At 67.5% G+C, this 12,631-nt stretch carries 11 protein-coding genes; 8 read left to right on the forward strand and 3 right to left on the reverse strand.

Going from position 1 to position 12,631, the window contains the following annotated elements:
- Positions 1 to 196 precede the first annotated feature (196 nt).
- Together KAK06_RS21405 and KAK06_RS21410 are read left to right on the forward strand one after the other, a co-directional pair.
- The gene (locus KAK06_RS21405) at positions 197 to 967 is read left to right on the forward strand and encodes a ParA family protein (RefSeq protein ID WP_210804191.1); all 771 of its coding nucleotides are present in this window, start codon (positions 197 to 199) and stop codon (positions 965 to 967) included.
- 92 nt (positions 968 to 1,059) lie between these two features.
- Positions 1,060 to 2,097: an OmpA family protein gene (locus KAK06_RS21410; RefSeq protein WP_210804192.1), complete on the forward strand. Its 1,038-nt coding sequence runs from the start codon at positions 1,060 to 1,062 to the stop codon at positions 2,095 to 2,097.
- A 22-nt stretch (positions 2,098 to 2,119) separates the two neighbouring features.
- Here KAK06_RS21410 and argC read toward each other — a convergent pair whose 3' ends face one another.
- Complete coding sequence (argC, locus tag KAK06_RS21415) at positions 2,120 to 3,061, reverse strand: N-acetyl-gamma-glutamyl-phosphate reductase (protein WP_210804193.1); 942 nt, start codon at positions 3,059 to 3,061, stop codon at positions 2,120 to 2,122.
- 75 nt (positions 3,062 to 3,136) lie between these two features.
- Between argC and KAK06_RS21420 the strand changes: the two genes are divergently transcribed.
- Both KAK06_RS21420 and KAK06_RS21425 read left to right on the forward strand, forming a co-directional pair.
- Positions 3,137 to 3,694 carry an RBBP9/YdeN family alpha/beta hydrolase gene (locus KAK06_RS21420; protein WP_210804194.1) on the forward strand — a complete coding sequence of 186 codons (558 nt, stop codon included), beginning with the start codon at positions 3,137 to 3,139 and terminating at the stop codon, positions 3,692 to 3,694.
- Between the two features lie 96 nt (positions 3,695 to 3,790).
- Positions 3,791 to 4,702, forward strand: a complete 912-nt coding sequence (locus tag KAK06_RS21425) for a ParB/RepB/Spo0J family partition protein (protein WP_210804195.1) — start codon at positions 3,791 to 3,793, stop codon at positions 4,700 to 4,702.
- 67 nt (positions 4,703 to 4,769) lie between these two features.
- On the opposite strand, the gene KAK06_RS21430 is transcribed toward KAK06_RS21425, so the two are convergent.
- Positions 4,770 to 5,042 (reverse strand): hypothetical protein, encoded by a 273-nt coding sequence (locus KAK06_RS21430; protein WP_210804196.1) that lies wholly within the window; start codon positions 5,040 to 5,042, stop codon positions 4,770 to 4,772.
- A gap of 140 nt (positions 5,043 to 5,182) precedes the next feature.
- Positions 5,183 to 6,352 (reverse strand): MFS transporter, encoded by a 1,170-nt coding sequence (locus tag KAK06_RS21435; RefSeq protein ID WP_210804197.1) that lies wholly within the window; start codon positions 6,350 to 6,352, stop codon positions 5,183 to 5,185.
- A 315-nt stretch (positions 6,353 to 6,667) separates the two neighbouring features.
- On the opposite strand from KAK06_RS21435, the gene KAK06_RS21440 reads away from it, so the two are divergent.
- From KAK06_RS21440 to KAK06_RS21455, 4 genes are all read left to right on the forward strand, one after another.
- Positions 6,668 to 8,590, forward strand: a complete 1,923-nt coding sequence (locus KAK06_RS21440; RefSeq protein ID WP_210804198.1) for a PrkA family serine protein kinase — start codon at positions 6,668 to 6,670, stop codon at positions 8,588 to 8,590.
- A gap of 32 nt (positions 8,591 to 8,622) precedes the next feature.
- Positions 8,623 to 9,909 (forward strand): YeaH/YhbH family protein, encoded by a 1,287-nt coding sequence (locus KAK06_RS21445; protein ID WP_210804199.1) that lies wholly within the window; start codon positions 8,623 to 8,625, stop codon positions 9,907 to 9,909.
- Entirely contained in the window at positions 9,906 to 11,540 is a 1,635-nt protein-coding gene (locus tag KAK06_RS21450; protein WP_210804200.1) for a SpoVR family protein, read from the forward strand. Before KAK06_RS21445 ends, KAK06_RS21450 begins: the two co-directional genes overlap by 4 nt.
- A 125-nt stretch (positions 11,541 to 11,665) precedes the next feature.
- Complete coding sequence (locus tag KAK06_RS21455; RefSeq protein WP_210804201.1) at positions 11,666 to 12,619, forward strand: hypothetical protein; 954 nt, start codon at positions 11,666 to 11,668, stop codon at positions 12,617 to 12,619.
- Positions 12,620 to 12,631 lie beyond the last annotated feature (12 nt).

Genomic DNA, 12,631 nt, shown 5'->3' on the forward strand with positions numbered 1-12,631 from the left:
GGGCGTCTGCGCTCCTCGGCGCCCCCGACAGCGCCGCCATCCCCAGGCCGCTCAGTCCTTGGCTGAATCCACCGTTGGCATACTGCAGCGGTCGAGGCCCACAGCGGCCTACGGCCGCTGTGGGCAGAAAGCCGCCAACCACTGGTCGACTCCAGCGACAATCGCCCCGCCCCCCACGCGCCCATCCCAGCCCACCATGTCCCGCATCTTCTGCATCGCCAACCAGAAAGGCGGCGTCGGCAAGACGACCACCTGCGTCAATCTGGCCGCCGGCCTGGCCAAGGTGGGGCAGCGCGTGCTGCTGGTTGACCTGGACCCGCAAGGCAATGCCACGATGGGCTCGGGCGTGGACAAGCGCAGCCTGGAGATGAGCGTCTACGACGTGCTGCTGGAAAGCGCCAGCGTGGCCGAGGCCCGCGCCCGCGCCGAGAAGGCCGGCTACGACGTGCTGGGCGCCAACCGCGAGCTGGCCGGTGCCGAGGTCGAGCTGGTCCCCCTGGAGCACCGCAACGAACGCCTGCGCCGCGCGCTGAAGGCTGCCGAGGCCGACTACGACTTCGTGCTGATCGACTGCCCGCCGTCGCTGAGCCTGCTCACCCTCAACGGCCTGTGCAGCGCCCACGGCGTGATCGTGCCGATGCAGTGCGAGTACTTCGCGCTCGAAGGCCTGACCGACCTGGTCAACACCATCAAGCAGGTCCACGCCAACCTCAACCGCGACCTGCAGCTGATCGGCCTGCTGCGGGTGATGTTCGACCCCCGCATCACGCTGCAGACCCAGGTCAGCGACCAGCTCAAGTCGCACTTCGGCGACAAGGTCTTCAACACCGTCATCCCGCGCAATGTGCGCCTGGCCGAGGCGCCCAGCTACGGCCTGCCGGGCGTGGTCTTCGATCCGGCGTCCAAGGGCGCGCAGGCCTTTGTCGAGTTCGCGCGCGAGATGGTGCAGCGCGTCGGCAGCCCCTGAACCCGCGCTAGACTCCTGCGCAGCCGGTCCACCGGCTGGGCTTCTCACGCGTTGTGGGTGCTCACACCAACGTGATCCCAGGGAGTCGATCCATGTCAGTTCTTCGCCGCAGCGCGCTGCGCCGCGCCGCCACCCTGCTGTCGTGCCTGCTGCTGGCCGCACCGGCCTGGTCCGCCACCTCCAGCTACGCCGACCTGCCCGGCAGCGCCGACCATCCGCTGGTCAAGCGCTTCGCCGGCTCCACCCTGGTGGGCTTCAAGAAGGCCGACTGGGACCAGGCCCTGCTGCCACTGTCCGACCGCGAAAGCAGCGACGGCCGCTCCAAGCTGCTGGACACGCGCATCGTCGAGGGCAAGCTCACCCGCCTGGTCTACCTGGCACCGCTGGGCAAGACCCCGCTGGAAGTGCACCGCAACTACGAGTCCGCCCTACAGGCGGCCGGCCTGAAGAAGCTCTACTCCTGTGACCGCGACTGCAGCAAGCTCTATTTCTCATGGACCAAGACCGCCGACATCGACGCCGGCATGGCCTGGTCCAAGGGCTCGATCGCCAGCGTCAACAGCGGCACCTACAACGTCTCCTCGCCGCTGAACTACGACGGCCGCATGCTGGTAGGTACCCTGAACCAAGGCGGTCGTGAGGTGTATGTGCTCACCTATACCTCCAGTGCCGTCGGCGAAGACACCCGCACCACCGCCACCTACCTGGAAATCGTCGAGCCCAAGGCCATGCCCACCGGTCAGGTCACAGTGGACGCCAAGGCGCTGCAGGCCGGCCTGCAAGCCGAGGGCAAGATCGCGCTGTACGGCCTGTTCTTCGACACCGGCAAGGCCGACATCAAGCCCGAGTCCAAGGCCCAGCTCGACGAGATGGCCAAGCTGCTGCAAAGCCAGCCCGCGCTGAAGGTCTACATCGTCGGCCACACCGACAACCAGGGCAGCCTGGACGCCAACCTGGCGCTGTCGCAGCAGCGCGCGCAGGCGGTGGTGGCCGCGCTGAGCGGCGCGCCCTACAAGATCGACGCGCGCCGCCTGCAGCCGCGCGGCGTGGCCAACCTGGCACCGCTGGCCAGCAATGTGGCCGAGGACGGCCGCGCGCGCAACCGCCGGGTCGAGCTGGTGGTGCAGTGAGGGGCGCCTGGGGTCGCCGGCCTCACAGGCCCAGCGACTCCTCGCAGCCCAGGTGCACATTCATCGCCTGCACCGCGGCGCCGCTGGCACCCTTGCCCAGGTTGTCCAGCCGCGCCATCACCACCGCCTGGGTGTCGTTGGCGAAGACGAACAGGTCCACCCGGTTGGTGTCGTTGCAGGCCTGCACGTCGAAGAAGCCGTCGGCCAGGGTGTCCGGGTCCGAGAGCGGCATCACGCGGATGAAGCGCTCGCCAGCGTAGTACTCGGCCAGCGCCTGCTGCAGCTGCGCGCCGGTCGTGCCGGGCTTCAGAGACGACAGATGCAAGGGCACACTCACCGCCAAACCCTTGTAAAAGCTGGCAACGATCGGCATGAACACCGGCGGCCTCGCCAGCCCGGTGTGGGCCTTCATCTCGGGCAGGTGCTTGTGCGCCAGCGCCAGCGCATAGGGGCGAGGCGCCGTCAGCGCCGCATCGCCACCCGCCTCGTACTGGGCGATCATGCTCTTGCCGCCGCCCGAGTAGCCGGTGATCGACGTGGCCGTGACCGGCGCATCGGCCGGCAGCAGCCCGGCCTGCACCAGTGGCCGCACCGCCAGCACGAAGGCGCTGGCGTGGCAGCCGGGGTTGGCGATGCGCTTGCCGGCGCGGATCGCGTCGCGCTGGCCCGGCGCCAGCTCGGGCATGCCGTAGGTCCAGCCCGGCACCGTGCGGTGGGCGGTGCTGGCGTCGATCAGGCAGGTCTGGGGGTTGGTGACCATCGCGGCCGCCTCGCGCGAGGCCGCGTCGGGCAGGCACAGGAAGGTGATGTCCGAGGCATTGATCAGGCGCGCGCGCTCGGCCGCGTCCTTGCGCTTGTCGGCATCGATCTTCAGCACCTCCAGGTCCGCACGGCCCGCGAGGTACTCGTGGATCCGCAAGCCTGTGGTGCCTTCCTGGCCATCCACGAACACCTTGAACGTCATGTCGATCTGCCCCGCGCGCACAAGCCGTGCGCAAGAATCCGAAGAACCGCTGATACTACGGTAGAAACCCGCGCCATGAACACATCGCCCCGCATCCTGCTGCTGCCCGGTTGGCAGGACTCCGGCCCCACCCACTGGCAAAGCCGCTGGGAAGCACTGCACGCCGACACCCGCGTGCAGCAGCACGACTGGCTGTGGCCCAAGCGCGGCGACTGGATGATGCAGCTGGAAGAGGCGCTGCTGGCCGACGCCCGCCCCGCCGTGCTGGTGGCGCACAGCCTGGGCTGCCAGCTGGTGGCCGCCTGGGCCGCCCACAGCAAGCACACCGCCCGCGTGACCGGCGCGCTGCTGGTGGCGCCACCCGACATCGAACGCGCCGACGCGCCGCCGCAGATCGCTGGCTGGGCGCCGATCATCCGCCGCGCGCTGCCCTTCCCCGCCATCGCCGTGATCAGCAGCGACGACCCCTACTGCAGCAGCGAGCGCGCCCACGAAATGGCCGGCGACTGGGGCGCGGCGGCGCTGGAGATCGGCCCCTTCGGCCACCTCAACGGTGACTCGGGCCTGGGCGACTGGGCCGAGGGCCGGGCGCTGCTGCGCAGCCTGGCCGAGCCGGTCGACGACGACAGCTGATCGCCGACAATAGGGGAATGAACCAACCCCAAGCTCACTCCGTTCGCGGCCCCCGAGGGGCGCGTCAGCGCCTACGGGCGGCCGGGCGACGCTGACATGGCAACCAAGAAACCCAAGGGTCTGGGCATGGGCCTGGAGGCGCTGCTGGGCCCCAAGGTCGGCGACGGCCCCAAGCCCGCCGAGACCCGCGACGGCGCCCCCGCCACGCTGGCCGTGGCCCAGTTGCAGGCCGGCAAGTACCAGCCGCGCACGCGCATGGACGAGGGCTCGCTCTACGAGCTGGCCGAGTCCATCCGCAGCCAGGGCATCATGCAGCCGATCCTGGTGCGCCCGGTGGGCGACCCGGTGCTCGCGCGCTACGAGATCATCGCCGGCGAGCGTCGCTTCCGCGCGGCCCAGCTGGCCGGCCTGAGCGAGGTGCCGGTGCTGGTCAAGCCCGTGCCGGACGAGGCCGCGGCGGTGATGGCGCTGATCGAGAACATCCAGCGCGAGGACCTGAACCCGCTGGAAGAGGCCCAGGGCCTGAAGCGCCTGGTCGATGAGTTCGGCCTGACGCACGAACAGGCCGCGCAGAGCGTGGGCCGCTCACGCAGCGCCGCCAGCAACCTGCTGCGCCTGCTGCAGCTGGCCGAGCCGGTGCAGAAGCTGCTGATGGCTGGCGACCTCGACATGGGTCACGCGCGTGCGCTGCTGGCCTTGCCCGCGGCGCAGCAGATCCTGTCGGCCACCGAGGTGGTGGCCAAGAAGCTCTCGGTGCGCGACGCCGAGAAGCTGGTCCAGCACGCGCTGAACCCCGGCCGCCAGACGCCGCTGCTGCGGGTCAAGAAAGAGAAGTCGCGCGACATCGCTCGCCTGGAAGAGCGGCTCGCCGACCGTCTGACCGCCGAGGTCGAGATCCGCGTGCAGAAGAAGACCAAGCGCGGCGAGCAGGGCGAGATCGCCATCCGCTTTGCGTCGATCGACGAGCTCAACGGCCTGCTCGAGAAGCTGGGCGCCGACGAGGGCTGACGCGAAGGCCCTTTTGAGTCAAGAGATCCCATGGCCACGCGTTGACCCGCGCGCTGAGCGTGGTACTTCAGATCTGGTTCAAGACGTGTTTAGGATCTACCTTAGCCGCGCTCGATTCCCCAAAAACGAACATACCCCCGCGGCCCTCCACCTTCATCAACCGCCCAGCCTTGTCGTCGGTCAAGGCCGTCCAGCGATCCTCAAGGTCGCGATAGGTCCTCGCCGCAATCTTGTCGACTCCATACCAGTGGTACAGCTCGTCCCAAGAGATGTGCGATACCCCGTTCAGCCAAGCCTCTTCAAGGCGGTTAAGTAAGTTGTCCTGATGACGGCGTTCCATCGAGTCCTCCTATGCTGAGGAAGAAATTTTAATTGAACAAAATTCTTTGTTCAATTAAGTTCCTTAGACTTCCGAGGCTTGCCTCACCCACGCTACCCGCGACATGCGTTGACTGGGCCATAAGGTGATAGTCACAAGACTCAAGGTACTCCTTGGTTGCCGCGCCAGGCAAGCCAGGTAAGGGCCGCGCCCACCGCGGCGATCGGCAGCAACGAGCCCAGGTTCAGCCAGGTCCAGCCCTGGGTGGTGATCAGCGCGCCTGACGAGAACGAGGTGACGGCCATCACCGAGAACATCACCGTGTCCATCGCGCCCTGCGCGCGGTTCTTTTCCTCGGGCCGGTAGGTGGTGGTGAACAGCGTGGTGGCGCCGGTGAACAGGAAGTTCCAGCCCACGCCCAGCACCAGCAAGGCCCACAGGAAATCCATCACCGCCACACCCGACAGCGCCAGCGCCACGCAGGCGGCGTTGAGCACCACGCCCGCGGCCATCACTGGGACCGCACCCCAGCGCTTGATCAGGTGGCCGGTGAAGAAACCCGGCACGAACATGCCCAGCACATGCCACTCCAGCACCAGCGCCGCGGCCGAGAACGGGTGCTGGCACTGCGCCATCGCGATCGGCGTGGCCGCCATCAGCAGGTTCATCACGCCATAGCCCAGGGCGCCGGCCAGGATGGCCACGACAAAGGCCGGCTGCTGCGCCAGCTCGCGCACACTGCGCCCCGGCGCCGCGCCGGGGGCCGGCGCCTGGTGCGGCGGGAACTCGATGAAGGACAGCGCCACCAGCGCCAGCGCCGCCACCCCGATCAGCGCCAGGTAGGCGCCAGCAAAGGGCACGGCCAGCCAGTCGCGCGTGGCGCTGGCCAGGTTGGGGCCCGCAAACGCACCGATGATGCCGCCGCCCAGCACCAGCGAGATCGCCATCTCCTTTTTCTGTGGCGCCACCAGCTCGGGCCCGGCGAAGCGGTAGAGCTGCGCATTGGCGTTGTAGAAGCCGGCCACCACGGTGGCCGCCAGCAGGCTCCAGAAGTCCTGCCGCCAGATCGCCCAGGCGCACCAGGCCGCCGTCAGCATCGCCACCAACAGACCCAGCTGGAACGAGCGCCGGCGCCCCCAGCGCGCCTGCACCCGCGCCACCAGCGGCGCACTGAGCGCGCCGCCCACCACATAGCCGGTCACCGGTAACGTGGCCATCCAGCCCACCGGAGCCAGCGCCAGCCCCACCAGGCCGTTGATGGCAATGAAGGTGACGTTGTTGGTGAGGAACAAACCCTGGCACAGCGCCAGCAACGCAAGGTGGCGGTTCATGCCCCCGATGTTCGCACCGGATTGGCGTCAACCCGCATGCACCCGGTGCGCGTTGAGGCCATCATGGGGCTGTCCAGGCCGCTGCGGAACCAAAGCCGTGCGGCATGGGTCTTGCGAGAAAAGCCATGACATGGTGCCGTTTCTCGCCCCTTGACAGAAGAGCGACCCGCGAGAAGCTGCGCCCCATGCACTGACCACACGGAAAGCTCTGATGACGCCCGGGTCTGTCCAGCCGGGACGCCATCAGAACTTCCCCGACGCCCCGCCGGCCTGATCCCCGGCGCGCGCCGCCTGATGCCCGACAGGAGGTCTTGCATGGACGTGATCAGCAGCTTCGCCGCGCGCTACGAGCGCACCCGTGAGGAAGAGATGTCCCTTGAGGACTACCTCGCCGAGTGCAAGCGCAATCCGCTGGCCTACGCCACCGCCGCCGAGCGCATGCTCAAGGCGATCGGCGAGCCGCAGATGGTGGACACGCGCAACGACCCGCGCCTGTCACGCATCTTCGCCAACAAGGTCATCAAGATCTACCCGGCCTTCGCCGAGTTCTACGGCATGGAGGACGCGATCGAGCAGGTCGTCTCCTACTTCCGCCATGCCGCGCAAGGCCTGGAAGAGAAGAAGCAGATCCTCTACCTGCTGGGCCCGGTGGGCGGCGGCAAGAGCAGCATTGCCGAGCGCCTGAAGGCGCTGATGCAGGAGGTGCCGTTCTACGCGATCAAGGGCTCGCCGGTGAACGAGTCCCCGCTGGGCCTGTTCGATGTGGCCGAGGACGGCCCGCTGCTGGAGGAACAGTTCGGCATCCCGCGGCGCTACCTCAACCGCATCATGAGCCCCTGGGCGGTCAAGCGGCTGGAAGAGTTCGGCGGCGATGTGCGGCAGTTCAAGGTGGTCAAGCGCTACCCCAGCATCCTCAAGCAGGTGGGCATCGCCAAGACCGAGCCGGGCGACGAGAACAACCAGGACATCTCCAGCCTGGTGGGCAAGGTCGACATCCGCAAGCTCGAAAGCTACGCCCAGGACGACCCCGACGCCTACAGCTACTCGGGCGGCCTGTGCCTGGCCAACCAGGGCCTGCTGGAATTCGTGGAGATGTTCAAGGCGCCGATCAAGGTGCTGCACCCGCTGCTGACCGCCACCCAGGAAGGCAACTTCAAGGGCACCGAGGGCTTCGGCGCCATCCCGTTTGACGGCGTGGTGCTGGCGCACAGCAACGAGAGCGAGTGGAAGGCTTTCCGCAACAACAAGAACAACGAGGCCTTCCTCGACCGCATCTACATCGTCAAGGTGCCCTACTGCCTGCGCGTCAGCGAAGAGGTCAAGATCTACGAGAAGCTGATCCGCAGCTCCAGCCTGGCCCAGGCCAAGTGCGCCCCGGGCACGCTGAAGATGATGAGCCAGTTCGCCATCCTCACGCGCCTGAAGGAGCCCGAGAACTCCAGCCTGTACAGCAAGATGCAGGTCTACGACGGCGAGAACCTGAAGGACACCGACCCGCGCGCCAAGAGCTACCAGGAGTACCGCGACTACGCCGGTGTCGACGAGGGCATGAGCGGCATCAGCACGCGCTTCGCCTACAAGATCCTCTCCAAGGTCTTCAACTTCGACAGCCAGGAGGTGGCCGCCAACCCGGTGCACCTGATGTACGTGCTGGAGCAGCAGATCGAGCGCGAGCAGTTCCCCAAGGAGACCGAGGAAAAGTTCGTCGCCTTCATCAAGGAGCAGCTCAGCCCGCGCTATGCCGAGTTCATCGGCAAGGAGATCCAGACGGCCTACCTGGAGAGCTACTCCGAGTACGGCCAGAACATCTTCGACCGCTACGTCACCTACGCCGACTACTGGATCCAGGACCAGGAGTACCGCGACACCGACACCGGCGAGGTCTTCGACCGCGCCGCGCTGAACGCCGAGCTGGAGAAGATCGAGAAGCCCGCGGGCATTGCCAACCCCAAGGATTTCCGCAACGAGATCGTCAATTTCGTGCTGCGCGCACGGGCCAACAACCAGGGCAAGAACCCGGTCTGGACCAGCTACGAGAAGCTGCGCTCGGTGATCGAGAAGAAGATGTTCTCCAACACCGAGGAGCTGCTGCCGGTCATCAGCTTCAACGCCAAGGCCAGCGCCGACGAGGCCAAGAAGCACGAGGACTTCGTCGACCGCATGGTGGCCAAGGGCTACACCGCCAAGCAGGTGAGGCTGCTGTGCGAGTGGTATCTCCGGGTCCGCAAGTCCAGCTGAGTCCGTCGCCGTCCCCCGTCTGAGGATGCTCCATGGCGTTGCAACAGATCATTGACCGTCGGCTGGCCGGCAAGAACAAGTCGATCGGCAACCGCGAGCGCTTCATCCGCCGCCACAAGGACCAGATCCGCGAGGCGGTGCGGCGCGCGGTGGATGGCCGCGGCATCCGCGACCTGGAGCGCGGCGAAGAGGTGCGCATCCCCAAGAAGGACCTCTCCGAGCCGGTCTTCCACCATGGCCAGGGCGGCCAGCGCGAGTACGTGCACCCAGGCAACCAGGAGTACGTGCAGGGCGACCGCATCGAGCGGCCCAAGGGCGGCCAGGGGCAGGGCGGCGGCAAGGGTGAGGCCAGCGACTCCGGTGACGGCGAGGACGACTTCGTCTTCGCGCTGTCCAAGGAGGAGTTCATGCAGATCTTCTTCGAGGACCTGGCGCTGCCCCACCTGATCCGCACCCAGCTCGCCGAGATCCCCGAGTACAAGACCCACCGCGCCGGCTTCACCACCGACGGCACGCCCAACAACCTGCATGTGGTGCGCTCGATGCGGGGCGCGCTGGGCCGGCGCATCGCGCTGGGCGGCGAGTCGCGGCGCGAGCTGCATGCGCTGGAAGACCGCGCCGCCGAGCTGCGCCGCCACCCCGCCGATGACCCCGTCACACAGCGCGAGCTGGCCGAGGTGGAGGCGCGCATCGCGGTGCTCAAGGCCCGCCTGGGGCTGATCCCCTTCCTCGATCCGATCGACCTGAAGTTCCGCAGCCGCGTGAAGACGCCGGTGCCCAGCTCCAAGGCGGTGATGTTCTGCCTGATGGATGTGTCGGGCTCGATGGACGAGCAGCGCAAGGAGCTGTCCAAGCGCTTCTTCATCCTGCTCTACCTGTTCCTGACGCGGCACTACGAGAAGATCGACCTGGTCTTCATCCGCCACCACACGCAGGCGCAGGAAGTGAACGAGCACGACTTCTTCCACGCCCGAGAGACCGGCGGCACCGTGGTCTCCAGCGCGCTGGAGCTGATGGACCAGATCATCCGCGCCCGCTACAACCCCAGCGAGTGGAACATCTACGGCGCCCAGGCCAGCGACGGCGACAACTGGCACCACGACTCCGCCCGCTGCCATGAGCTGCTGTCGCAGCGCGTGCTGCCCGCCTGCCGCTACTTCGCCTATGTGCAGGTGGCCGAGGAAGAGCAGAACCTGTGGGAGGAATACGCGCGCCTGGCCGAACACCACAAGAACTTCGCGATGAAGAAGGCGCTGGACGCCGCGCAGATCTACCCCGTGTTCCGCGACCTGTTCAAGAAGGAAGGGGCGCCGGCATGACCGATGCAGACCGCCGCGAGTACTCGCAGGACCGCCGCTGGCACGACGACCGCGCCAAGATCCCCGAGGCCGGTGACCGCCGCCGCGCGCGCGAGAAGCTGCTGGCCCCGCGCCCGCTGCCCGAGCGCCCCGCGCAGCCCCTGCCCGACCCCAGCGACTGGTCCTTCGAGCTGATCGAGCAGTACCACACGGTGATCGCCGCCACCGCGCGGCGCTTCGGCCTGGACACCTACCCCAACCAGCTCGAGATCATCACCGCCGAGCAGATGATGGACGCCTACGCCAGCGTGGGCATGCCGGTGAACTACCGCCACTGGAGCTACGGCAAGGAGTTCATTGCCACCGAAAAGAACTACCGCCGCGGCCACATGGGCCTGGCCTACGAGATCGTCATCAACAGCAATCCCTGCATCAGCTACCTGATGGAGGAGAACACGATGGCGATGCAGGCGCTGGTGATCGCCCACGCCGCCTACGGCCACAACAGTTTCTTCAAGGGCAACTACCTGTTCCGCATGTGGACCGATGCGGCGTCGATCATCGACTACCTGGTCTACGCCAAGAACTACGTGGCCGAGTGCGAGGAGCGCCACGGCGTGGACACGGTGGAGCTGTTCCTGGACTCCTGCCACGCGCTGCAGAACCACGGCGTCGACCGCTACCGCCGCCCCAGCAAGAAGAGCCTGGCCGAGGAACTGGCCGCGCGCGCCGACCGCGAGGCCTATGCGCAGCAGCAGGTCAACGACCTCTGGCGAACGCTGCCACGCAAGGCCGAAGCCGCCGAGGAAACCCAGGCCGCGCGCCGCTTCCCGGCCGATCCCGAGGAGAACATCCTCTACTTCATCGAGAAGAACGCCCCGCTGCTCGAACCCTGGCAGCGCGAGATCATCCGCATCGTGCGCAAGGTCGCGCAGTACTTCTACCCACAGCGCCAGACCCAGGTGATGAACGAGGGCTGGGCCACCTTCTGGCACCACCGGCTGCTCAACCAGATGTACGACGACGGCTACCTCACCGACGGCGTGATGATCGAGTGGCTGAAGTCGCACACCAACGTCATCTACCAGCCCAAGGTCGGCCAGCGCGGCTACAACGGCATCAACCCCTACGCGCTGGGCTTCGCGATGTTCACCGACATCAAGCGCATCTGCGAAGAGCCCACCGACGAGGACCGCGCCTGGTTCCCCGACATCGCCGGCACGCCCTGGCTGCCGGCGCTGGACCAGGCGATGCGCAACTACAAGGACGAGAGCTTCATCGGCCAGTACCTCAGCCCCAAGCTGATGCGCGACTTCCGCTTCTTCGCGATCCGCGATGACGAGAAGGACAGCGAACTGGAGGTCAGCGCGATCCACGATGACAGCGGCTACCGCCGCGTGCGCGAGGCGCTGAGCCGCCAGTACGACCTGGGCAGCCGCGAGCCCAATATCCAGGTCTGGAACGTCAACCTGAGGGGCGACCGCAGCCTGACGCTGCGCCACACCCAGCACCTGGACCGCCCGCTGGACGACGGCGCCCACGAGGTGCTGCGCCATGTGGCGCGGCTGTGGGGCTTTGGCGTGCAGCTCGAAAGCGTCAACGGCCAGGGCGACATCACCCGGCGCTGGAGCGTGCCGGCACCGACCAACTGAAGGGCATTGACGCGGCGCAAGGCGAGCCACCGGCACCGGCGTAGAACAGGGGTGCCGGCCGGCGATCTCGCCCGAAGGCGGTGGCGGTCGCCCGAGGGCCGGTGAACCACCGAAGGAAGTACGCCATGTCTGCCCTGTTCCGCTCCCCCGCGCCGCGCGCGTTCGCGCTGTCCTGCCTGTTCTCGGCCGTCACGGCCCTCACAGCCTCTGCGGCCCCCGTCCTCACCGACCTGCCCCACATGGCACCGGCCCAGCGTGCCCTGGCGCTGCAGACGCTGCAGTCCGCCCGTCCGCTGGGCGCACTCGACACGACGCCGCCCACCGTGCTGTCCCTCCAGGCAGCCACCAGCGTCAACGCCAGCAAGAACATGAACCAGCTGGTGGTCGACCTGCAGATCAGCGATGATCTGTCCGGTCTGCTGCACACCTTCATGACGGCCCGTGGCCCCAGCGGCACGCAAACCGTGGCCACGGGCCAGCACCTGGGCGGCTGGCCGTCGTTCAAGGGCCAGATGGCCCTGCGCTTCGGCGCGTTTGCCGAGCCGGGCCTGTGGACCATCACCGAGGTCTACGGCAGCGACATCGCCGGCAACGTCTTTTCCTGCGACAGCGCCTGCCTGACGGCCTTGGGCGGCAACCGGCAGTTCACCGTCACCGGGACCACCGCCGACACCCAGGCGCCGACGATGACCGGCGGGCGCATCCTGACGCCCGCCGTGTCGCTGAGCACACCGGTCAAGGGCACGGTCGACCACCTGCCCTTCGTGCGCATGACGCTCAATGCCGCCGACCAGGGCGGCTCGGGCACCGCGGGTGCGTATGCCACCTTCTGCCTGCCCGACCAGAGCAACTGCTTTGGCACCTGGAGCGAGAACTGGGTTTACGCGCAGAAGAAGTCCGTGCTCAATAGCTACGCCAGCACCTGGGTGGGCATGCCCACCGGCGTCTACCTGCTCAAGGACGTGAGCCTGCACGACCATGCCGGCGGCACGCGGCTCTACACCAGCACCACCTTCGGTGGCAGCACCGACTTCTCGGCGCTGATGCCCGCTGGCACGCAGGTGATCGTCAACCCCTGAGCGGGCCCGCCG

The organism is Ideonella aquatica, assembly GCF_018069755.1.
GTDB classification, from domain to species: Bacteria; Pseudomonadota; Gammaproteobacteria; order Burkholderiales; family Burkholderiaceae_C; genus Ideonella; species Ideonella aquatica.